The organism is Limosilactobacillus ingluviei DSM 15946 (assembly GCF_001435775.1).
Taxonomy (GTDB): domain Bacteria; phylum Bacillota; class Bacilli; order Lactobacillales; family Lactobacillaceae; genus Limosilactobacillus; species Limosilactobacillus ingluviei.
Map to the genome: position 1 here is coordinate 1 of NZ_AZFK01000018.1, position 22,054 is coordinate 22,054.

The 22,054-nt window shown below is 41.2% G+C and carries 35 protein-coding genes; 20 read left to right on the forward strand and 15 right to left on the reverse strand.

Translation table 11 applies throughout. From position 1 onward, the window contains the following. The 20 genes from FC43_RS11345 to FC43_RS02925 all read left to right on the forward strand — a co-directional run. A partial coding sequence (locus FC43_RS11345; protein ID WP_056953919.1) for a hypothetical protein occupies window positions 1–245 on the forward strand: 245 nt, incomplete at its 5' end. After that, window positions 238–543 (forward strand): hypothetical protein, encoded by a 306-nt coding sequence (locus FC43_RS02835; protein ID WP_056953921.1) that lies wholly within the window; start codon window positions 238–240, stop codon window positions 541–543. The genes FC43_RS11345 and FC43_RS02835, both read left to right, overlap by 8 nt. Then, window positions 543–869 carry a hypothetical protein gene (locus FC43_RS02840; RefSeq protein WP_056953924.1) on the forward strand — a complete coding sequence of 109 codons (327 nt, stop codon included), beginning with the start codon at window positions 543–545 and terminating at the stop codon, window positions 867–869. The genes FC43_RS02835 and FC43_RS02840 overlap by 1 nt, the downstream gene beginning before the upstream one ends. Before the next feature lie 366 nt (window positions 870–1,235). Next, window positions 1,236–1,583, forward strand: a complete 348-nt coding sequence (locus FC43_RS02845; RefSeq protein ID WP_056953926.1) for a hypothetical protein — start codon at window positions 1,236–1,238, stop codon at window positions 1,581–1,583. Continuing rightward, window positions 1,567–1,863 carry a hypothetical protein gene (locus tag FC43_RS02850; protein ID WP_056953927.1) on the forward strand — a complete coding sequence of 99 codons (297 nt, stop codon included), beginning with the start codon at window positions 1,567–1,569 and terminating at the stop codon, window positions 1,861–1,863. The genes FC43_RS02845 and FC43_RS02850 overlap by 17 nt, the downstream gene beginning before the upstream one ends. 74 nt (window positions 1,864–1,937) lie before the next feature. Next, entirely contained in the window at window positions 1,938–2,147 is a 210-nt protein-coding gene (locus FC43_RS02855) for a hypothetical protein (RefSeq protein WP_156648232.1), read from the forward strand. Further along, window positions 2,114–2,437, forward strand: coding sequence for a hypothetical protein (locus FC43_RS02860; protein WP_156648233.1), 324 nt, complete (start codon window positions 2,114–2,116; stop codon window positions 2,435–2,437). Before FC43_RS02855 ends, FC43_RS02860 begins: the two co-directional genes overlap by 34 nt. Further along, window positions 2,427–2,939: a hypothetical protein gene (locus FC43_RS02865; protein WP_056953936.1), complete on the forward strand. Its 513-nt coding sequence runs from the start codon at window positions 2,427–2,429 to the stop codon at window positions 2,937–2,939. The genes FC43_RS02860 and FC43_RS02865 overlap by 11 nt, the downstream gene beginning before the upstream one ends. A gap of 22 nt (window positions 2,940–2,961) precedes the next feature. Further along, window positions 2,962–3,102 (forward strand): hypothetical protein, encoded by a 141-nt coding sequence (locus FC43_RS11230; RefSeq protein ID WP_164478919.1) that lies wholly within the window; start codon window positions 2,962–2,964, stop codon window positions 3,100–3,102. A gap of 200 nt (window positions 3,103–3,302) precedes the next feature. Beyond that, window positions 3,303–3,566, forward strand: a complete 264-nt coding sequence (locus FC43_RS02870; protein ID WP_156648235.1) for a hypothetical protein — start codon at window positions 3,303–3,305, stop codon at window positions 3,564–3,566. A gap of 200 nt (window positions 3,567–3,766) precedes the next feature. Then, window positions 3,767–3,934: a hypothetical protein gene (locus tag FC43_RS11000; protein ID WP_156648237.1), complete on the forward strand. Its 168-nt coding sequence runs from the start codon at window positions 3,767–3,769 to the stop codon at window positions 3,932–3,934. Between the two features lie 32 nt (window positions 3,935–3,966). Further along, complete coding sequence (locus FC43_RS02875) at window positions 3,967–4,401, forward strand: hypothetical protein (protein WP_056953941.1); 435 nt, start codon at window positions 3,967–3,969, stop codon at window positions 4,399–4,401. A gap of 35 nt (window positions 4,402–4,436) precedes the next feature. Beyond that, complete coding sequence (locus FC43_RS02880; protein ID WP_056953943.1) at window positions 4,437–5,321, forward strand: DNA cytosine methyltransferase; 885 nt, start codon at window positions 4,437–4,439, stop codon at window positions 5,319–5,321. Window positions 5,322–5,364: 43 nt separating this feature from the next. After that, entirely contained in the window at window positions 5,365–5,949 is a 585-nt protein-coding gene (locus FC43_RS02885) for a thymidine kinase (RefSeq protein ID WP_056953945.1), read from the forward strand. A gap of 153 nt (window positions 5,950–6,102) precedes the next feature. Next, window positions 6,103–6,282 carry a hypothetical protein gene (locus tag FC43_RS02890; protein WP_056953947.1) on the forward strand — a complete coding sequence of 60 codons (180 nt, stop codon included), beginning with the start codon at window positions 6,103–6,105 and terminating at the stop codon, window positions 6,280–6,282. 239 nt (window positions 6,283–6,521) lie between these two features. After that, entirely contained in the window at window positions 6,522–7,682 is a 1,161-nt protein-coding gene (locus tag FC43_RS02895) for an RNA-guided endonuclease TnpB family protein (protein ID WP_056953949.1), read from the forward strand. 1,338 nt (window positions 7,683–9,020) lie between these two features. Next, entirely contained in the window at window positions 9,021–9,242 is a 222-nt protein-coding gene (locus FC43_RS02910; protein ID WP_056953956.1) for an AbrB/MazE/SpoVT family DNA-binding domain-containing protein, read from the forward strand. Further along, window positions 9,229–9,543, forward strand: a complete 315-nt coding sequence (locus tag FC43_RS02915; protein ID WP_056953958.1) for a hypothetical protein — start codon at window positions 9,229–9,231, stop codon at window positions 9,541–9,543. The genes FC43_RS02910 and FC43_RS02915 overlap by 14 nt, the downstream gene beginning before the upstream one ends. After that, window positions 9,540–10,418, forward strand: coding sequence for a hypothetical protein (locus FC43_RS02920; RefSeq protein WP_056953960.1), 879 nt, complete (start codon window positions 9,540–9,542; stop codon window positions 10,416–10,418). Before FC43_RS02915 ends, FC43_RS02920 begins: the two co-directional genes overlap by 4 nt. Before the next feature lie 1,302 nt (window positions 10,419–11,720). Then, window positions 11,721–12,824 carry a helix-turn-helix domain-containing protein gene (locus FC43_RS02925; protein WP_056953962.1) on the forward strand — a complete coding sequence of 368 codons (1,104 nt, stop codon included), beginning with the start codon at window positions 11,721–11,723 and terminating at the stop codon, window positions 12,822–12,824. 398 nt (window positions 12,825–13,222) lie between these two features. On the opposite strand, the gene FC43_RS02930 is transcribed toward FC43_RS02925, so the two are convergent. The 15 genes from FC43_RS02930 to FC43_RS03000 all read right to left on the reverse strand — a co-directional run bounded on the left by FC43_RS02930 (window position 13,223) and on the right by FC43_RS03000 (window position 21,860). Continuing rightward, entirely contained in the window at window positions 13,223–14,257 is a 1,035-nt protein-coding gene (locus FC43_RS02930; RefSeq protein WP_056953964.1) for a DHH family phosphoesterase, read from the reverse strand. Beyond that, the gene (locus FC43_RS11295) at window positions 14,232–14,807 is read right to left on the reverse strand and encodes a hypothetical protein (protein WP_191979092.1); all 576 of its coding nucleotides are present in this window, start codon (window positions 14,805–14,807) and stop codon (window positions 14,232–14,234) included. Before FC43_RS11295 ends, FC43_RS02930 begins: the two co-directional genes overlap by 26 nt. A 17-nt stretch (window positions 14,808–14,824) precedes the next feature. After that, complete coding sequence (locus tag FC43_RS02940) at window positions 14,825–15,406, reverse strand: hypothetical protein (RefSeq protein WP_056953966.1); 582 nt, start codon at window positions 15,404–15,406, stop codon at window positions 14,825–14,827. Continuing rightward, on the reverse strand, window positions 15,399–16,067 hold the full coding sequence (locus tag FC43_RS02945) for a hypothetical protein (protein WP_056953968.1): 669 nt from the start codon (window positions 16,065–16,067) through the stop codon (window positions 15,399–15,401). Before FC43_RS02945 ends, FC43_RS02940 begins: the two co-directional genes overlap by 8 nt. After that, window positions 16,060–16,485, reverse strand: a complete 426-nt coding sequence (locus tag FC43_RS02950; protein ID WP_056953969.1) for a hypothetical protein — start codon at window positions 16,483–16,485, stop codon at window positions 16,060–16,062. The genes FC43_RS02945 and FC43_RS02950 overlap by 8 nt, the downstream gene beginning before the upstream one ends. A 66-nt stretch (window positions 16,486–16,551) precedes the next feature. Then, complete coding sequence (locus FC43_RS02955; protein ID WP_156648239.1) at window positions 16,552–16,854, reverse strand: crAss001_48 related protein; 303 nt, start codon at window positions 16,852–16,854, stop codon at window positions 16,552–16,554. 305 nt (window positions 16,855–17,159) lie between these two features. Beyond that, on the reverse strand, window positions 17,160–17,900 hold the full coding sequence (locus FC43_RS02965; protein ID WP_056953978.1) for a hypothetical protein: 741 nt from the start codon (window positions 17,898–17,900) through the stop codon (window positions 17,160–17,162). An 870-nt stretch (window positions 17,901–18,770) separates the two neighbouring features. Further along, the gene (locus tag FC43_RS02975) at window positions 18,771–19,256 is read right to left on the reverse strand and encodes a hypothetical protein (RefSeq protein ID WP_056953984.1); all 486 of its coding nucleotides are present in this window, start codon (window positions 19,254–19,256) and stop codon (window positions 18,771–18,773) included. Further along, complete coding sequence (locus tag FC43_RS02980; protein ID WP_056953985.1) at window positions 19,240–19,845, reverse strand: hypothetical protein; 606 nt, start codon at window positions 19,843–19,845, stop codon at window positions 19,240–19,242. The genes FC43_RS02975 and FC43_RS02980 overlap by 17 nt, the downstream gene beginning before the upstream one ends. 2 nt (window positions 19,846–19,847) lie before the next feature. Continuing rightward, the gene (locus tag FC43_RS02985) at window positions 19,848–20,111 is read right to left on the reverse strand and encodes a hypothetical protein (RefSeq protein ID WP_056953987.1); all 264 of its coding nucleotides are present in this window, start codon (window positions 20,109–20,111) and stop codon (window positions 19,848–19,850) included. Then, on the reverse strand, window positions 20,111–20,275 hold the full coding sequence (locus tag FC43_RS11005; protein WP_156648241.1) for a hypothetical protein: 165 nt from the start codon (window positions 20,273–20,275) through the stop codon (window positions 20,111–20,113). The genes FC43_RS02985 and FC43_RS11005 overlap by 1 nt, the downstream gene beginning before the upstream one ends. A gap of 115 nt (window positions 20,276–20,390) precedes the next feature. Continuing rightward, window positions 20,391–20,639, reverse strand: a complete 249-nt coding sequence (locus FC43_RS02990; RefSeq protein ID WP_056953989.1) for a hypothetical protein — start codon at window positions 20,637–20,639, stop codon at window positions 20,391–20,393. Between the two features lie 5 nt (window positions 20,640–20,644). Continuing rightward, window positions 20,645–20,959 (reverse strand): hypothetical protein, encoded by a 315-nt coding sequence (locus tag FC43_RS02995; protein ID WP_056953991.1) that lies wholly within the window; start codon window positions 20,957–20,959, stop codon window positions 20,645–20,647. 50 nt (window positions 20,960–21,009) lie between these two features. Further along, window positions 21,010–21,183 carry a hypothetical protein gene (locus tag FC43_RS11010; protein WP_156648243.1) on the reverse strand — a complete coding sequence of 58 codons (174 nt, stop codon included), beginning with the start codon at window positions 21,181–21,183 and terminating at the stop codon, window positions 21,010–21,012. Window positions 21,184–21,389: 206 nt separating this feature from the next. Further along, a complete protein-coding gene (locus FC43_RS03000) occupies window positions 21,390–21,860 on the reverse strand; it encodes a nucleoside 2-deoxyribosyltransferase (RefSeq protein ID WP_056953993.1) in 471 nt (156 codons plus the stop codon). Between the last annotated feature and the right edge of the window lie 194 nt (window positions 21,861–22,054).

Genomic DNA, 22,054 nt, shown 5'->3' on the forward strand with positions numbered 1-22,054 from the left:
CAAGCCGAGAAAACAACAAGCGTATCTACCAAGATGAAAAGCACAGAACCATGGTTAATATCATGCGTAAGGCCGATCTAGGTGAATCACATTTAGAAATTGTTGATGGGCTTCAAAGTTGGCGACAATGCCTACCATTAATTGATTGGTTACGTGGGCTAGGATACGCGGTTACCTACCATGATGATACGCATACCATGTGGATTGATTGGAGCTTCCCGGGATTAGCAAAGGTAGGTGATTAATATAGCAACAGTAACGAATGAAAAAACCATTCATGATTGGTCGATGGTGATTGACAACATGACTAAGGTGATTAACCCCAAGATTAATGTTGCCCGCGACCCGGGTTGTCCATATTGCCGGTATGGTAAGTATTTCGGGTCTGGCGATTGCTACCATCGCATTGATGTTGATTGTGATGACAATCCAGCGATCTGTACCCATTTCCAAGACGGTGAAGATTTTAACTTTGGGGTTGAATTTGCGACTCGGATTTACTATTGCCCGATGTGTGGGCGCAAATTGAGTGAGGTGGCGTAATGGATCCGGAAACTATTGAATATGAACGTGGCTATTTTGATGCCCAACAAGATGTTTTGAAGCAAGTATTAGATATGTACCAGAAGGTATGTATTGCCGAGAATGCCTATATCAATGATTTGGGCGGCTATAACGACAATTACAATCAACGATTATTTGCCTTAGAAGATGTTGCCATGTACTTAGATGTTGATGGATTGAATTTATGTCGTGCAATCAAAAAGGCAATTAATCAACGTACTTATACGGAGGTGATTGATGATAAAGGTCGAATTGACTACAAGCAAATCGCCGGGCCGCGAGAACCCGAACAGGCAATATTGTGACCGGTGTGGGGAAGATTTAAGTGGTTACCCTATCATTTACGCCTACGATCATCGTTGGTATTGCTCAGAGCATTGCCTTAAAGAGCGATGGTTTGAGGACGAGGGAGAATATTACGAAACCAAGAACCCGTATTACATAGATTGGTACAGTGAGGTTGAAGATGAGTACAAAGAGAGCTAAACGACACGCTTATTTAGTAAAGCGTGAACAGAGGATAAAGTCACAAAACCGCCTATACGATGCCGGAAAAACAACTTATCGAGTCATTAGATTTCGTCCTCCTGTTGGGTACCATACTGGCTATTCACTAACGCAGAGGAGCGGTAATGTGAGATACCGCAATTATTTAAAGGTGATGATGAGTAATGGAAACAAATAAAGACAAACAGCAGCGCTTAAATGCGATTCAAGCTAAAATTGCTGATCTCAAAAAGAAATTAAGATTAATCGATAGTAATTTAACAGTTGGTCTTGATTCTCAGGGGGAATCCGATGGTCAGTTAAGGCCCATTGTGTACTACAAGAATCGTCAATGGATTGCTACGGATCTAGAAGGGTGGAAGCGCGCAAAACCGGATCTTGTATGGTTTGAAATGGGGATTACCTACCTTGACGAAGCTGAATTGTTTGCGGATGTTTTAAAGGTATATAGTCGCTTCATGCTTGCTAACCAGCAGCTTTGGGAGGTGCCATATTATGGGCCACGCTACTAAGAAACTAATTAGTGATGATTGTCTGAAAACCAAGGACGATAATGGCAAGACAATGACCTTATATGACGTCAATATTGACGGCTATAACGAGTATGCTGTTTGGGCATACGATGACGCGCAAGCACGCAAATTAGCTTGGGAAACGGAGTTTACTCCAAAAGAATTCGAAAATCATTGCGATGATGTGAAATGGTTTAACCATTTAGAACAAATTACATTAGTGGTACCAGCAGAAATTATGAATTGCCCGGTACCGCAAGTAGTTGGCACATTGAGGTGATGGACGTGAAATTGAAAGATCAATTATCAGATCAGCTTGACAAGATCATTCTCCCATATGATGAGACTCAGAAGTTGCTCAGTGCATTTAAACAGCTTGGCCCACTATTGACGGACGATCAGCTAAAGCTAGTCTATGACGAGATTATCATGCCATTGGTTAATCACGCCAACAAACGATATGACGACGGCTTCAGTGGTGCCGAAATGGCCCATGAAGAATGGCAAGATATCGTAGATGAACAAGATGAATGGTATCAGGCCATGGAAGACGGAGGCTATTAACAATCAAAAATGAATTGACATTAAACCTTGGTGCCGCTATTTGTGTAGCTTTTATCGGTTTATACAATTTGGGGATGTTGGCATGTTTCGTGCTTGGATTCCACGCCCACCATTACTTATCAATGATTGTTGGGTTAGGCATTCAGGCCATTGTAAACGCCATTATCTATGCAATTATTGTCACTAATCGCGAGCGTATGTATCGAGAAGCGGCTAAGGAAGAATTAGAACAGCAAGAACAAAAAGACCCCGTAGTTGGGTTTGTAATGGAGGATAACGATGAAGTATAAAGAATTTAAGAAAGCTATTAAGGATTTAGACCTAGGGTTAAAGGTTCGGTCCAGTGATGATTATTACGGGATGGATTTTGTCTTATTTATTGCATGGGAAGAAGATGAAAGTGATGCCTTTGCGGTAATTAAAAAATATGAACCAGCTAGTTTTTCAATGGAACCCGATCGTATGTGGATGACTGATGATGCTGACAAGCGGGCTGAATTCGCAAGAATCGTGACTGAATTTGCTACGACACCAATTGAAGAACGTGAATACGGGGCAAAAACGCGAGAACCCCGGTATCAAGTACACCTTGGCGATGATCTTAATTTGATCAATTATGGTGATTATGGCGATCTTTATACTTTAGGACTTGACTTTGCAAGAGATGAAGATACCAAGTCATTATGGTCGGAACAAGAGGTGGTCATGGCAATGAAGGAAATGCCAAACCTAGCATGGCATCAGTGCTTGATTGACACTAAGAAGGAAAAGAAAAAGCTAAACAAGAACTAAAGAAGAAAAGAGGTAATAGTTAATGGGTTTAAAGTCTGAAATTAAGTCATTCTTATGTAGCAAGGGCGTTAAGACCATCTTAACCAACGAAGGCAAAGAAGTGCGGCTGGGCAATGCCAAGACGATTGAATTGCTTAAGGTTGCTACGGAATTAGGATTCTAAGAAGGGAATGAGTAGAGATTTACTTTAACCGGAAGAAACAAACAAAATCAGTTAACAAGGAAGAGCCATCCTTAATTGCTGATCATCCAATGATTTGGTCGGTAATCCTAACATTACTTTATATTGATGTTATCGCCGCCATCGCACTGATTATTGGTCTCATACTATACCTTGTGCCAGATAAGTATGATGATGTAACCATGTGGTTGATCTTATTAGTATTCGGGATTGAGTTCGTATGGCGGTCATATCACCATTTATGTGATTCTGAACGGGAGGCGACGATTAATACCATTGACTTTCTGGCATTAATGCGGTTAGCAACACTCAAGATGGATAATGCAAAGACTGATGTAGAAGAAGCGCGCTGGTCTGATGTGGCCATGGCGTGCCACCATGTTTTAAATGACTTACGAATCCAGTCAATTAAGGTAGATGAATTGGGAAACGAGGTAGCAGACTAGTGTCAACAGGGGTAAGAGTAATACTGATTTCGACCGGGATACTGGTGCTATGGATCATCTTGTTATTAATACTCAAATATGGCTTCGGGGCCAGTTCCGGGGGCGCACTAGTAGCGTCTGGTTGTATTACACCGATTGCGTATTTGCTTGGCGGACTCATTAGCGCCATATGCGAAGATCTATCTTAACGAGGTGCTACTATGACTGAACTCAAATGGATTATCAAAGGTACAGTAATCGTTTCGGCATGGATGGGAGTAGCCTATCTATTAACCGAATACTTTGATTTGATTCCGAAATGGTCGTTATTTTGGGCGTTTGTAATCACTGGACTGTCTTATGGCACGACCAGAGTAGACATAAAGTAACTAGTTTCTACCTATTATATAGAGGGAATTAAATGCTCAGAAAAAATATTGAATATAAGAACAAAAAGTACCTGTACGTTACAACTAAACAGTATGGCATTGTAGGTAAGAGCAAAATCTACGTTTCATCGCAGCTTGATAACGGTGATGGTCGGTATTACTCCGACTTATTAAACAAGACGAGCGTTACATGGTATTTCGCTGCTATCGCCATTCCAATATGCTTTTTGATTTATTTATTTACATGTGTAGGTCTTGGGCTAATTGAGGTTTGCTATTTTCGATTCGATAATGTGTTTGATAAGACAACATATGGAAAAGCAACTAATAATTTTATTGACATGTTAGATGATTCGATTCGTCCAGCATATTATAGTTGTTATCCTCCCGTATTTTCTGACAAGCCATTGAATGATAATGAATTAGTAATTAAAGCTAAAAAGGTGTTGCACGAAATAAACTTGTAAAAGCAGGTTATTACAGCCATGGAAAGGGGCTATTTATGAAATTTATTGACTTATTCGCCGGTATTGGTGGTTTCCACTCCGGCTTAGAACAAAACGGACATGAATGTGTTGGTTGGGTAGAATGGGATAAATTCGCCCGCCAATCATATGAAGCACTATACGATACGAAAGGACTATACACAGCACATGACATTAAATCAATCCCAAACGGCAACGACTTTCCCTACGCAGACATCTGGACTTTTGGAAGTCCCTGCACCAACATTAGCATTGCTGGAAACCGTCAAGGGCTACAAGGTGAGCAATCCAGTATGTTCTTTGAAGTTATCAGACTCCTTAATGACCGCGATTGGGAAGCGAAACCTACATATCTCATCTTGGAAAATGTTAAAAACCTGCTTTCATCAAATGGGGGCCGCGATTTCCAACGAGTTATCGCTGAAATGGACCAAGCAGGGTACAATGTCGAATGGCGAGTTTTCAACTCTGCCAACTTTGTCCCTCAACACCGGGAACGCGTATATGTTGTCGGCAGTCTTAGAGGACGAATCGAGGGTGGAAGATCGGTACTATCTGGATTCGGCGAAGACGAAGCAAATCTTAGACCAGGCCAAACGATCAAAGTAGTTGCTCAACGTAGCAATTATCGATCTAATAACGTTATCTCAGTTACGGGAGTTAGTCCGACACTTAATACGGCCCAAGGCGGTGGACGTGTACCACATATCTTGGTCGAAAAGAACGGGCAACCCGCCATTCGGCGATTAACCCCACGAGAATGTTGGCGACTACAAGGCTTTACTGACGACCAATTTGATCGTGTAAAAGCGGCTGGACTTAGCGACACCCAGCTATACAAGCAAGCCGGTAATGCCGTAACGGTGCCGGTGGTCGCAATGATTACTAAAAATCTAAAATAAAGAATGGGGGCCATGTGCCCCTTTAATAATAAAGAGGTGTAATATGGCTCAACTATTTTTCCGATATGGAACCATGAATTCCGGCAAATCATTACAATTACTGGCAGTTAAACACAATTATGAAGAAAAGGGTGGTCGCGTATTGCTTCTCACTAGCGCGTTAGATGACCGAGCTGGGGTAGGTATCGTAAAAACGCGGCTAGGAATCAAATCAGAAGCCATCGCGATCAAGTCAGAAGATAATGTTTTGGATATTATCACCGACCACAAGTATTACGACAAAGGCAAACTTGATTGTGATTGTGTACTGGTCGATGAAGCCGAATTCCTTACCCCAGATCAAATTGAACAACTATGGTCGGTGGTTGTACACTGTGATACCCCGGTTATCTGCTATGGATTAAAGACTGACTTCACGGGCCACTTGTTTGATGGTTCTAAGCGGCTGCTAGAATTGGCTGACAAGATCGAAGAAATCAAGACAGTATGTGAGAAGTGTGACCGTAAGGCAACCATGAATTTACGTACTGTTGATGGTAAAGCCGTGTACGAAGGTGACCAAGTACAAATTGGTGATAGTGAGTACCACGCCGTATGTTCATACCACCATGTTAATTGGGAGGAGTAGTGATAATGGGTTACCTTTGGATATATCTATTTGTTGCAACGACTATGATTGGGGTTTTTGCCGGTCATTGGGAGGGCTTGATTGCCGTTCTGTTTAGTTTCCCAATGTTCCTTCTAATGATCTATCTAGCAGACAATTGATGGAGGTGAATAAATGGACGGTGAAGAGTTCTTATTTATAAATGCGATTTCTGTGCCATTTCAATGGGCATTTTTGAATATTATGGCGTGGTTTTTCAGTTCATGGACGTGGGAATTTTTCAGAGTCACGTTAATCTTCTTCGGCATTTTGGCGGTTTGTTTTTTCCTAATGGCGGTATTTATTGATGGTTAGTATTTTAGTTGGCATTCTTAAATGGCTTTTACTCGGATTCGTCGTGTCGCTAAGTTTCGGGGCCATTTGCGGGAGGAACACAATGATGAACGACGATGAACCCACCTTAGTTGAAATGATATTTGATATACTGTTTGCAAGCATTTACTTAATTTGTTAGGCAGAAAGCCCGTGACTTTAGTCATGGGATGGATGCCAGCTAATGATATAATTTTTCTAAGAAAAGAGGTGAGCAGTTAATGAGTAAAATTATTAAAGGAATTAAGATACGCTTGTACCCAAATAAGCACCAACAAGCACAACTATGGCAAATGTTTGGTAATGACCGCTTCGTTTGGAATCAAATGTTGGCAATGGCGAGAAGCCGTTATCAAAACAATCCAAGTAGTCATTTTGTGAATGGCTATCAAATGGACGCTTTGTTAAAAGCTTTGAAACAAGAATATCCCTTTTTAAGGGAAAGTGATTCAACAAGTCTACAAGTAGTTAATCATAATTTAGATCAGGCATTTAAGATGCTGTTCAAACACCAAGGGGGCTATCCGCGTTTCAAAAGTCGGCGGAGTTATCACCAGTCGTATACCGGAAAATCAAAACTCTTTGTTGCGGCTAAACGGTATCTGAAATTGCCCAAGCTTGGTTATATCAAAACTAGTAAAACTAGTCAGCTTCAGAACGTTAAAATTAAACGTTATACGGTCAGCCATGACCCGACGGGCCGTTATTACCTATCATTACAGGTTGAAGCTGAGGTTAATCAGTTGCCTAGAACTGAAAAAACGGTTGGTTTAGATGTTGGAATTGCTGATTTAGTCATCAGTTCTGATGGAATTAAGTACGGAACTTTTAACGCCAAATGGTTAGAAAAACAAGCTACCAAGTGGCAAAGTCGGTACTCTAAGCGTTGTCACCGAGCCAATGTAGCTGTTCGACAGTGGAATCATAATCACAAAACCGTCAAACTAGAACTTGACGATTACCAGAATTGGCAACGGGCTAGAGTAATGAAGGCTCGTTATCAACAACGGATTGCCAATCAACGTAAGGACTATTTGCAGAAGCTAACGACGAACTTAGTTAGGCAATATGATGTGATCGTGATTGAAGATTTGAAAACCAAGAACCTTCAAAAGAATCACCACTTAGCTAAGTCGATTACTAATGCCAGTTGGTACCAGTTCCGCACTATGTTGGAATATAAGTGTCAATGGTACGGCAAGCGATTAATGGTCGTTAGTCCAAATAATACTTCGCGCATTTGTTCAACCTGTGGTCACAATGATGGACCCAAGGCATTAGAAATCCGCGAGTGGACGTGTCCTCAATGTGGTACTCACCACGACCGTGATATTAATGCGGCAGTCAATATCTTAAAGCGGGGATTAAAGCTAATTGGCTAGGGACTAGCCTTGGTAAGATAGCGGAGTTCTGTAAGTTAGGTATCTGGAATACCAGACGAACAATCCTAAATACTACTTCGTGTTCCCAGAAACTACCGACTTTAGTCGGTGTGTAGTTCATAAGTTTGAGGTCGCTTATTATCACCAATTCGGAACCTTGCTTCCGTGGTAGTTTTGGGGAAATTTAAATGACGATATACACTATGCTAATGTTAGTCAAATTTATCTTAGCGTTTTTTGGTTTTTTGTTACTTTTCTTGCAGTTGAAATCGTATAACAAGCGTATTAGCAGCGCTCTTATTACGATTGGTGTAACTGTAATTATCTTGTCAATGATTATTCTATTGGGGACTAAAGATTGGATCCAGTTGATTGATATTGCCTTATGGATTGTTATTGTTGTGTTGAACATTGTTGAATAGCGTTGAATGTTGTTCAATAATGTCTAATAGTGTTTAATAGTGTTTAATAATGTGGACAATCAAGAGGGTGGGTAATATAATAGACTCGTAGATAAGAAAAAGGCCCGGGCGCTACCAACACCCAGACCTAACGCCAAGAGATTGACGACGCTTATCTCACAAAATCAATTGCTCAATAGCCGCCGTCCGAAAGTCGCCACAACTTACGAAGGACGGTTTTTCTATACCCTAATGTTTTATCATTAGGTAGACCATACCGACGCCACACAATGCCAAGATAAGCAGTTGAACTATTAATGGCAAATTGTGAAGGCTTTGAGCGAGCGCGGTGAACCCTACCGGGCTTAACGCCACCCACCATTTCGTATTTTTCATGGAACGATGCCTTTCTCCACAAGAGTAAAGAAGGTTGTCCATGAGCTGTATAGAACTTTCCATTGGCACCACCTTCTTCCTAGAAAAGAGATAGGCGTCGCCAATGTCTTGACAAAGTTATTGTACACCACTCATTACCTAATGATCAAATCCATATCAACCTAACTAAGGCACTCGTTATCGGGTGTCTTTTTTGTTTGTCTAGGTTAACTATTATGTATATACTACCTAAACTAAATACCACCAAAGCCTAAACTTATATGCTCAAACAAGTAAATCAGCGCGCAAAAGTAGGTGTTATTACTACAATTAAACTTAAAAATAACACTTCTCAAATCTGGCGAGAAAACTACGCCAACAATACCGGGAATGGGGAAGTGTTATTTCAAAAGAATAACACTTCCAACTATTTACTATGTTAGTAATTACTAGTTACTAATAACTAGAAAGTAGTTGACGAATTAGGAATGATAATCTATTATATAGTCATAAGGAATTAGTAATTACTAGACTAGTAATTACTAATAAGGAGGTTGCAAAAATGAACTACATGGTCAAAGTTACTCGTAATGGTCAGATTACTATCCCCGCAGAAATTAGGAATCAACTCGGCATCAAACAAGGTAGTGAATTGATGATTGGAATTGATGAAAAATACGGGCAAACTATTCTGATGGAAAAGATGCCCGACCTACCAAGTTGGGACGAATTATTGAAAGATGTACCAGTAATTGATAAGGATGGTGACAATGATGGCGAATAGTGCTTTTTACGTCGCCGAGTTGTCCTTTGGTGGTTTTGGCATTGTGGTGACTCACGAATCACCAACCAAAGCTGGTACCTTACTCATAAAAACAATCCCCTCCGACAATCCCCAAGAAGACTACAAACTAAAAAGTTCGTACGATTGGTCTCTGGAAGGGCAAGATATGTATGTTGACATATCTACGATCTATGTTGTTGCAATCGCAGATCTGGGTAGGCAGCCAATTGGCAAACTTACCCCGGAAGATTATGTTGGCCTGTACAAGGCAATCATGGAAAGGAAGGCGTCATTATCATGACAAGTAAACACCCAGCAGCCGAAAAGAAGTTAAACAAGATCTACAAATATCTGACTAAATATGCCAGCATTGAGCGGCAAAAGATTGGGGAACTCAACCCAGACATGACCGATCTTGAATTGGAAATACTCTTGAACCGTTACAATGCTCATACGACCGCCGATGAACGCGCGGACATTCTTAGTGGGCGCTCGGTTGCTCTCACTTGGTGCCCCGGAGAGTGGCGTTGTGTTAAAGAAATTCAAGTTGATGGCAATGATTTGATTGCTGTGGTATGGGCCGTTAATGTAGTCGAAAGCATTGATGGGGAAGAAAGTGGTCGCTACATTCACGATTTAGAAACAGATAATTACCTTATTGCTTATGAGGAACGCACTAAAGAAGAATACAATGAGAACTGTGCGGTAGCCATCGATCTTGAGTCTGGAACAATTGGGTACTTTGAAAATGGCGAACGGCCATTAAGTAGTGATTTTGTTGGGGATGACATTCACCCACACTACAATAAGTACACACCGGTTAAGGTGATTGGTACGCGTGAATTAGGCGAATTTGCTAACGTAATCTATATGCCACACCGGTATGATGGTCTAGATGCGAAGCGGCGTATTACCCGTGTATTCAATGGTGTTAAACACCGTGATGCAAAGACGTTTAACTTCCGGGTTAAATATCTGCTAAAGCAAGCCAAGGAAGCAACCGAGAACGCCCCAGTTAAAACCACTACAATTGATATGTCTCCGTTTTATAAGGGCTGGAAACCATGGCAACAACGGACCAAAGCTGAATATGCTATTGATGTACCGGAAAATGCAATTAAGAAACATAAGGATATTGATCTACCGTCAAAGAATTTGGATGATAAAGAGGACTAACTTTTAGCTTGATTTGTAAGCGCTAACGTTCTATAATAAGAGCATGGATGAATTGTAATGAGGTTCGCGGGACCTCTAAATCCCGCGTGGATTGAAATTTTTCCTCGCTAGTGCGATTAACATTTTATTATCACCCGTATAAACGGGTGCGGATTGAAGCATCATCCATTATTGTTATCGACCTAAGCTATATTATCACCGAGGGCAATACCTCGGTGCGGATTGAAATAACACCAAGGATGCGGCGCGCATTTATTTTCGCCGGGACAGAACCCGACGCGGATTGAAATTATTACTTTTACAGAATTATTGGAAAGATACATAAAACCCCTAGGCTGACGTTGGTTGACCTAGGGGTTTTATGAGCCTTATAATTAAATCAACCCCACGGAAAGGGGGTGATTATCTTGTCGAAGTCAAAGCGGAAACGTAAGCTGAAAAAGCTCGAAGATCGGGTAACTGATCTGGAAAGTCGTCTTGTAGAGATGGAGAAAGGGCAAAAGAAAAAGCGAATTGCCCGGGAGTGGTTGGAGCTAATCCCGATAGCAATCCGCCAAATCTTTAAGACCTTTTAGATAAATCATCACCCGCGGGCTGTTTCTTGGCAGTTCGGCCCGTGGGGTTCTTTGTATCTTAAGTATAGCATATACATAGACAATCTCAAACACAAAAACCCTAAGCCGTGTTGGTTTGCCTAGGGTTTTGATGTGCGAAATAAAAACGTATTGTAATGGCGAATACTCAATTTTATTATTTTGTATTCGGTTGCAATTATACCATATAAAAATTGCTTGGTAAAAGTCTCATTTTAATTCGCCATCAGCTGTAAGTAGATTAACGAGTGTACGTTACACACTTTAAATATGCGTCTGAGGGGCAATATGAGCACCTGAATGCCGGTAATTCAAGGGTGTTTTGTGGTATCATATGTATAGTGGAGGGACGGAGCTACACCCTTCGCTAAATAAAACCTTGTAGTGTTTACGTTGTTTCTAAATTGTAGCGGTATTAATTTGGTGATCATGATGAAATATCTAGTCGCCAAAAATCTACTAAGGTATGCGTTGGGACCGCCGTGAATATTCACGACATCTTATTGCTTGCCAATGTTGTAGTAAACGTTCTGCGGTTGCTTACTACTTGGTTAAAGGGCAATAAAAAAGACTAGCCTGATCAGCTAGTCCACACCCAACGTAAACACCTTGTAGGTTTTCGGAAGTGGATCCAGCACTTCCGTTTACATATATACTATATCACTAAAATATAAAGATAGACAAGTAATTTATGTAGGAGGATTAGTAATTGGCATTAACGATTAATGGGGAACGAGTACGGGAAGCGCGATTATTTCGAGGACTGACAAAAGGTCAATTGAGCGAAAAGGTCAATATATCTAAACAATCGATATCTAGGTATGAGAGCAATAGATCAAATATTAGCCTTAAAACATTGATGAGTCTTGTGGGAGAGTTGCAATTCCCCACCAACTTCTTTACTGAAAAAGCGAAATTGAATTACCTTGATGAGGGTAACTTCTACCGTAGCTGGTTCGGCATAAGCCAAACTCAAAATGGTGTGTATGATACCTATAAACACGCAGCTGTTATCTTACGCCATTACTTTGAACAATACATTGACTTTCCACAATTATCGTCCACCGATTTAAGTGATAGTACACCAGAAGATTCCGCGGCCCAACTACGCAACCTCTGGGGTATAGGTGGCGCACCAATTGATAATATGGTTGCATTGTTAGAATCACATGGAATTATAGTAGTTAATATACCCAATGCAACAGAGACAATTGACGGCTACGCCACACTAGATGGCATCCAATACTACGTTGTAATCACAAGTCTAAATGACTATTACCAGTCCCAACTTAATTTGGCCCGCGCTCTAGGGAGATATGTTTTATTCAACGGTGCCATTGGAGATAGCGCCCAAGAACACCGTGAAATGGTTAAGATGGCTGATCGTTTTGCCTATGCCTTGTTACTACCCGGCTATGAATTGGCAAATATCGACCTTACGGATTTAACTAGCTATATTGCTATTAAGGATAGGTGGGGGCTACTCCCGATCTACACTTTAAAGTATGCAAGAGGGGTGGGGATGATTAACGATAATCAGTATCGCCGCCTATTTGACAAGTTAAACCAGTATCAAACTATCGTCGATAGTAAGCAAGGTATTCTGCCCACTGCTTTACACGACGCATTTGACCTCATGCGGAAACACCTTGGCTTGCCTGCGCCGAAAATGGCACAACAAATTATGGCGGAATATGGTTGTAGTTATCCAAACGAGATCTGGGCAAACGCTTTGGGAGTGCCACTTAATATGTTCACTGGTAAGATTGTACAGGTCAGCTTTAACAACCATAAACTTGGCAAAGAGATATGAAATGCGGTATGATAGATACGATAACAAGAGGTCTAAGCGAAGCTGCTACTAAACCTAACTCAACTTTATCATACCGGTTTGACTCCTCCCGGAATACCGGTCAGTTTTTGGGACCTCGACTTACTCATTGTATAGGATTATTGCCGTCAAACGGATCCTACTATCAGTATTCCCGGTGGTAACCGGGGTGATCCTTATATCGTTTTTACGTGAGCAATAATCCCCATATGATGGGCCGGGCTAGTCATTACGACTAGCTCTTTTTTATTATGTAGGGGAGCGGCCACTCAAATTTACATGTGTCAGTAAAATTTTTGTTTTAATGACACACATATGAGTCAAAAAGAAAAAGCCCCTATTCTGGGGCTTAATCCTGAGTACACATTACTAGTATTGTATCACCATTCTTCGGCTAATTCATGGAACAACTTAGCAACTTCGTCACGATCTTTGGCTTTTGCCCCGGCTGCTAACGGGTGCCCACCGCCATTGTATTTGGCTGCCAATTCATTGATTGGTTTGAACTTAGACCGTAAGTGAATACGGTAGGACCCATCTTCATTTTCAACGGCGACCACAGCAATCTCGGGCTTTTCTAGTCGTTGTAATGCTCCGATCGTTACATAAGCATCGGCTTCGTGGCCACCACGGATTTGACTGTATGGGACAACCAAACTAACCACATTATCGTTTAGATAGTAGCGACGATCGTATGCATAACCCATCAAATTAGCCTGATACTCGTTAATGCTACCCAACTTCATGTTTACATAATGACGAGAGCCCGAGGAAAAGCGGCCCAACAAACGACCAACAGTATCAAAGGTAATGTTTGTTGTGTTATCATACATAAATCGTCCAGTATCGCCGGCGATTCCAGCATACAATAATGCTAACAACTCGCGATCTTCGGATTCTTTCACAACGTCGTCAAACATTCGAGCAATCATTTCTGACGTACTAGAAGCATTGGTTTCAATAAATACATTGCAATAATCAAGATTGTAGCCATGTTTAACTGGGTGATGATCAATTTTAAACAGTTTGTGCATTTCATGAAGGCCTTCATAATCACCGTCAATACGATCTAAATTGGCCGTATCTAGCACGATACCAATGGTTCGCGAATCGTCAATGAGTTGATCGCTCGCACGTTTCCGGCGTGTCGGATAATGTTTATATGCCTCCTTCCGTAGATTGTCCATCCATTTTAAATTGTCCGGCGTGTTTCCTGCACACTCAATAATCTTGTTTGGGAATATTTGACGTAAGATAATGGCTAATGCATTTTGAGACCCCAGAGCGTCTGGGTCTGGATTGATATGGCGGAAGATAATGACCTTATCGTTCATACTTACTAGATCCAATAAAGCATTATGATTTACATACAGACGAGAGGTCGGTTCTTTAAACATTTTCATATACGTTTCCATTATTCAATTCCTCCAGTTTTTTCCACTTATCGGCGAAGTCAGATAGTGCAATAATCGCATCAGCCATTAGGCGCGCTAAAAAAGGGATCGTTGGTATTTGTTCAAACACCGTGACAGTAACTTCCGTTGGGTCATTGATATAGTTCTTACACTTTGCTATACACTTATCATCCGGCCAACACACAAGAACCTCGCGTTGACCTCGGTCGGTGGTATTCACTTTGATATGAATGTTTGATCCGGCCACATGCTTCGTGCGACGTTTCAGGCCAGCAACTAATTGTTCAAAATCCGATTGTGGTTGTCCCGGTAGTTCTTCATAGTTCTTTTTAAAGATCTCATCTACAATCACCCAATGTTCGCCATTGGCGCCAGTAGCAATCCAATCACCGTAATGAACTGGCATAGGCCCCTCAGGTGTGGCAATTACCCATGACTCCCCATCCTCAATAAAAGCCCGGTGATAAAGGCGATACCGTTTCACCTGTTCATTTTTATCGGTAAATTGTTCGGCCATAATAGTGTTGGTTCCGCGATACTCTTTAATCATTATCTGTCACCTCATCATCAATGGTTATACCTCTCCTCCAGTTTTTGCCATTCGTCGGCAAAGCTGGCCAAGGCATTCAGGGAGCAAACAATATAGCGTGCAATGGCACTATCCCCATATTCACGATACATAACGCGAATTTGTGGCTGGTTTGAAATATTCTTATCAACAAGGCAATGTGCTAACAGACGTGGCTCATTATCAGTTTCCAAACTAATCATTACCGAAGTGTGAATTTTATCTTCGTGTATATAGTTCCACTCCACGATAAGGTTGGGACTTATTTCCCGACATTTATATTGTAGCTCGTATAGTAGTTTATCAAAATCCGTCGTGGATTTTGCCATCACTTCTTTATAATACTCTTTAAAATCATCAGCTTTAATTAGCCAGTGTTTGCCATCAGTACCGGTAGCGATCCAATCGCCGAAATAAACTGGATTATATCTATCGGTTTCCCATAGAAAGACAGGTGCGGAAGAGTTAGGATTAACATCATAACGATTTTCAAGCCCGTATTTGTCTTTCAGATCCCATATATTCTCTTTAGTAAGCTTTTCGGCCTTAATGACATTGGTTTTCTGATATTCTTTAATCATTGCGCACTTCCCTTTTTGGTCTTTCCAGATATTGCTTGCCTACTAAATAATTATGGTAGATACGATTTTCTAGATAGTCGTCGTATCGATTCATCTCGTAAGAGACCACATCAAAACCACACGGAATGACTTGAGCACCGTCCTTATATGTGACCCTTATATTGTAGGAAACATATGGCTTTGGACAATCATCCGGCACCATTCCCCCTGTTTCATCTTGGGTGTACTCTATTAGCCCGGCCAACTTAACATCATTCTGACGACGAAGACTATCGATAATATTGCTTGCGTACTTATTAACATCGTCACGAATTCGACGGAATTCCACGTTATATGGATATATACCAAGTAACGTATCCTCTAAATTGCCACCAACCCCTGAGGAAAGGTTCCAGTGACGAAGCATCCAGACCATATTATCATCATACGCTTTGTCAATATAGTAAGAGTAATCTAGCAGCCGTTCTCCAGCATCTTCGTAATACACCTTACATCTCGTTTTATCGTCAGACCATTTAATAAGTCGCGGGGTGATCTTCCGAACTTCTTTCTTAACATATTCGACTGCATCGTTTAAATGGTCGTAATATGCTACTGGGTTGTAGTCATTAAATTCATCATCGCTCCAGCGGTCTGTGTAAACTATATATTGGCTAATCATAGATCTCCACCCCGTGCTTCTCGACCCAGTATCGTTTTGTGACGTTGCGACCATTAATCAATGGAAGGTCATCTAAACAACTCTGCGCCAATTCTTTGCTATAAAACATGGCAACAATCTCTTGATTGCCCGAACTTGAATCCTTTTCCATTACAACATATACAGGTTGTACCGTTCGCTTACGAATCCAATATTCATAGTCACGGTAGAAGACCCCGTCGCCCATTTCATAGTAGATTGCAACAACAGGTAGGCCGTCCTCTTGGGACCATTTCTTCTCCTTTACACGGGTAATAGCATTACCATGTATGAGTTGTTTTAAATCCTGTGTTGCTTCTTTTAGGCTGTCGTAACGTTTTAATTTCTTTGGTAGGATTCCCGCCACGTCATCGCCACCAATGTAATAATAAGTCTCCATATAGGTCCACACCTCCAAAATCTAACTAAAAACCTAGTTGGGAATCGCACCCAACTTAATATGCCACTAGGCTAGGTTGTTCTTGCGTTGTTGCAAGTCTTCAATGCGCAAGGATAATGCCTGAGCGTATTCCTTCATGGCTGGCATTTGTTGTTCTACCAAAATACCACGTTGCACACCCGTGATTCTCTTGTTGCTGATCAAAGCGTCTTGTAGGCGGATGATCTTATCATTTAAAGCCATTACTTCTGCCTGCAAACTTGAAATTAGGTAATTGTAATCCTCTTCCTTCATGCTGTATTTCGCCTCCATTTCACCCCAAAACTCTTTTATACTTTGTTCAGTGATTTTTAAGTCTTTAATATTCATGTTTCCATTCTGGGTTTGTCAGTCTCTTTGCCGCTAAGGTCGTGATGGATATTAACTACACATGCCCCGAGGTAGACCACAAAGATAATAGCCATGATGACTAAAGCGACCCCAAACATAATCATTGCAAAGACGTGGAAGTCCATTAGCAGAAATACAAAGATGGTATATGCCAATGGAACCAACTCTGCTAAGATCAATGCCCGGCCGGATTCTAAAATGTTGCTCTTAACGACTTGCCATTTGTCGATATTTATCACCTCCTCTATTCGATCTATCATTTCAACATCCTTTCTTTGAGTTGCTTAATCGTTAGTGATATCGCCTTGTTTCCAGGTTAATTTGTGAGTTTGTGGATTAACATTAATGTGGTAATCACCAGTCCAGGAATGGTTGTATTTCCCAAGTTTATAATGACCTTCAACATGTAAAATTGTATTTTGCTTGTTGGTTGGCTGGGTAAAGTAACTGGTGTTGTCGTAGTTATTGAGTTTAGTGTGATTGTCGGTTGTAAAAGTATCTTGATGAATGCGTTGACCAACATGAAGATCTTTTGGCCAAACGTTGTGTTGTTTGGTTTGAGGCTTTAGTTGTTGACCAAATAAGTTATTATTATGGGTGGTGACTTTTACGGCGGGATGATCATTGTTGCTGTAATAATTTTGACCAACATAATATGGATTGTGCAATAGATTATTAAGTGCTTGATTTTCATCATCGTCGTTGAAGTAGTCGTGTGAAACGTCAATATTTTGGTCATCTTCATTAAAAGTAACGTTATCAATACTGAAAATTTCATCAGCTGGTTCTGATTGGTTGTCTAGCAGGTACTCAAAGTCATCTTGATTACCTTGGTAAGATAAATCAATGTCAAAGCTGGTAATTTTAACGGGTTGTGACTTTTGAACATTAATTGGTTGAATGTTAGTGACTACTGATTTTGCAGGGATAAAGTAAAGCATCACTAAAATGGCGGTGACAATAATAAAGATTGCTGTAATAATGGTTAAAATGGTACTGATATTATTTTTTGATAATTTAAACAATTAGGTCACCGTCTTTTTTTTGAAAATTTTATAAGTATGAAAAATAATGTTTGAGATGCTAGATTGGTCTTTTGTTATTGATGTTCAATAATATTGATCATCAAGAATTAGCATGGTTGGTCTTTCGTTCGTTAGAGATTATTTTTGCCAGCGAATGACCGTGTTGGTTCAGCACAAATACGTGATTTTGCATGAAACACTCCTTTTCTTTTTCATAAGGTAGCAACGACCTTATCACGGGCCTAACAGAGTGATTAGGTCCATGTGGTTACCCCTTCGACAATGTTATTAAGGCTTATTAACGAGGTTGACGAGCACCTTAACCTGATGCCTGTTTACAGTGCCCCCCCCCCTCCCCCATAGAGCCGGCAACTAGGGTACCATTACCGGGTATGATCACCAAAATAACGTAGTTTCTAAAAACTTAGTCTAGACAACAAGGCTTACAGTTGATCATCCTTTTTATAGCGCGCCGCCAACTCCCTAGAGTCTTCTGGCGATAATTTTGGGAGCTTCTTAGCGGCTTCAATATCGAACTGAAAGCTCATGCATACGTCACCTTCACTTCTTCAAATGGTGGGGCGAACACCGAAATAATCTCCTCGATTAGATCTTTACTAAAGTCGTCCGCCCCATCAATGATCACCTCTCCATTTTGGTGGCAATAGCAGCCCCTGCAATTTGAATAGTGATACGTGTTGTCAGCAACTTCATCAAAAACCACGAATACCGCTGACCATTCGGACGGAAAGGTAGAATATCGTAGGTCGTAGAACCTAACAATTTCGACCCAGAACCCATCGATTAACCAATACTCATCTTGAAATGTAGTGATTGGGTCATGGTAAATCCGTACTAAATCAGCACCCATTACAGCAGGTTCTTTAATGCTTCCGTCAACTCATCAACAAATTGATCGTAGGCGGATGATTGCGCCATCTTTTCGTGATGACGGATCTGTTCTTGTTTAAGTTGCGCATCCTTAATTTCGTCCAGCTTCTTGTTAATACCTTGCACGTCCAGCGCTAGTTTTGCAATATAGGTTGTAACGTCGAACTGTTCCGCTTTACGTCCTTCAGCCTTAAATGCTTCAATCACCTTGGCAAGCCCATCGGCTAGTTCATCATCTTCAACCAATTCATAGTGTTCTTCAAAGTAATCGTCATCAACAATAGCAATATCTTCGCCGTTGCTGATCAGCCAATCCCCTTCCCGGATCGCCTTAGCACCATCAAAAGCATTAACATAGTACACGCCCGCTGGCGACATCATCATTTCGTATTCTTTAGCCATTTCTTCTGAACCATCGAATTGTTCAGCTTCAATTTCAAAATTCGTTTTATACGTCTTCTTCATTCTTAAAATTAACCTTTCCTAGCACTTCGCTAATTTCGTTTGTGTCTGGGTCGTAGATAATATTAGTACCTACTTGTAATTCATAGGCACGATTTTCGGTAATTAACTCCGCGGTATTTTCATCAATCATGCGAAGGTTTCCCGCTCCTTGTAGGTTTAGCACCCAAACCGGGTCGGACTTTACGTGCGCTTCCCCATCGTAGATATTACGCACCGTCCACCGCAAATTATCCTTAATCAATTGTCCGCCTTCTACATAGGCTGCTCTAGTGGATGGGTCTTCTTGAGCATCTTTCAAGGCACCTTCCAGTTCGGCAGTTTCCATTACATCAACAATTGATCTGATTGACGTGATTTTGTCTTGTGGAATCATAATTCGTTCACCATAGGCCGTCTTGCCATCGATAAAACCAAATAAGGTTTGGTCTGACGCTAAATCATAGGCTTCCCAATATCCCTCGCTATCGGCTAACGTGATTCGGTACCATTGCCGAGCGTGTTCAACCTTGGGAATATCGTGCCCTGTACGGTCGCCAGTCCGAGTTTTATAGACTTGAGAGTCTGGACAATAACCATCAGTATACTTCAATATTAAGCACCCCACTTTTCATAAGCGCGTGTGAAATGTTCGTTGATGAGTTGGTTAATCACTTGAGCCTTGTGATCATCGTGCTGGGCCGCAACCTTGGCATGGATAGCCGACCATGCTGATTCCAATTCACGTGGCAATTCTTGGGAAGTACCACTCACATCTTCGACAATGTTGTAGCCCGGAACAACAATCTGATAAGTACGAACATCGCCATAGTGTTTAACTGGTGTGGTGAAATAATATAATCCTCGTTCAGTAGCCATTAGTCATCATCCTCCGTATCGTCAACAATCGTAACGTGGTTTGGCTTGGACTCTTCAATTGCTACGATTTTCCGTGCATTGATAGTCTTTTTGCGCATCTGACTCGTTTCCAAGATAATGGTAGTGGTGCTTTCTGGGTGGAAATAGCTTGCGTACAATTGCATAAAGCCATGTTTCTTCTTCTTGATTAACTTATCTGAAATTTTGTCATAGGATACTGGCGTAGCTAAAAGTCGCCATTTTCAAGTTCAATAATCGTTGCTGGATATTCCTTCATGGTTAATCCTCCGTAATAAGTACAGCTTGTCTTGGGTCAGCCTTTTCAATCGTAATGATTTTGTGGGTATTGATCGCCATCTCCTCAAAATCTTCACGCCGCAACCGAAGACCATCTTTATACGCAATGTTGAGTAATGGGATATATAGAAACTTATCATCATTGGCATTGAACGCTAACGAGTCAAGGTCTACCGGTGTGGCATAAAGCCCCACATCACCCATATCAATTACACTTAATGGTTTTTCCATTACTGTTACCCCCAATTCTCAACCCATGAGTCCTTTGGTCCATCGACTTTTAGAAGGTGCCGATCATCTTCGTAAATCATTTCAATTTCATTAACGTTGACAGTAACAGCCTTTAAATCATGATAGGTGTACGTGCTAGACTTTTCTGCCAACCCGTCATATACCGCCATTGGCATTTCAAAAAAATCGTTCAGAGATAACAGTGTGAGCTTATCTCTAATCAAGTCACGCAACCGTTCATATCTAGCGGCCACCACATATTCAGCCCCATCTTTCATATACATACGTGTTAGTGGTACATACTCATTGTATTTAGCCAATTGTTTTCACCTCCATATATATGTAATGCCGGGAAAGTCCGGCCATGTAGTTAATTAATTACTAAAGTATGGATTTGAGCTGATTCATCACGGTGCTTCTTAGCGAAGGCAATTGCTTCGTCTTCACACTTAAATGCCTTCTTAAGCGCCAGAGAACCATAATCATCTTCAATCGTCCATTCAACGACATGGACAATCGAATTTTTACGTCTTACCTTGCTCATTTGGATTCCTCCACCATAAGGGCCAGCTTCCGATCAACCACGTTGAATCGGAACGTCCAACCCTTCTCAATAACCTCGACCAATTTGTTTACTAGATCGTCATGATAGTGTTTATACCAGACGTCAATTGGGTAGTTGTGCACTTTAGCCATGATCACTTGTCGCAACCAAAACCATCATCAACAGCAATAAAACCGCCGCACTCATTAGTACACGCCGCCTTCGTAAAAGTCGAAGGTTGGTCGGTTAAAGTTGTAGTTGGATAATTGGGACATCTTGATAACATTGTCTGCCCCACCCCAAGTCATGAGGTTAATATCTTCACCATAGTGTTCGTCGGGGATGACCATTAATACGTGCTTCCCAATGGCATGGGCGTACCCAATTTCCATGGCTAGACCCGGATCTTCGTCAAACGGTAAGTAGATGGCCACCGTTACATCACTCGTCTTAATCCCGTTAATGTCGCCCCGGAAAGTACCCGTAGACCATTCACGGTCATGTAATAATTCCGGGTGATCTGCTACTTCCAAGTCATGGTATTGGTGTTCCCGAGGAATGTAGCTATTGTACATATCCACCGTTGGGTTTTGTTCCAGTGCCATGTATGCATCATTATAGGCGGCCAGCTGGTCTTCATTGAACCAACCAGAACCAAAATAAATTGTCTTACTCATTTAATTACAACTCCCATACTTCACGTGTTGCTTCGCCATAGTCCAATAGACTATCAACCAAGCAATCTTGACTACAATACTTGCCCTTGCCGGGACCATAATTGATATACTCATCACCCGGGGCAATTAACCCATCACATTGATCGCAATTCAAACATAATTCCGCATCGTACATAACAATCACTCACTCTCTA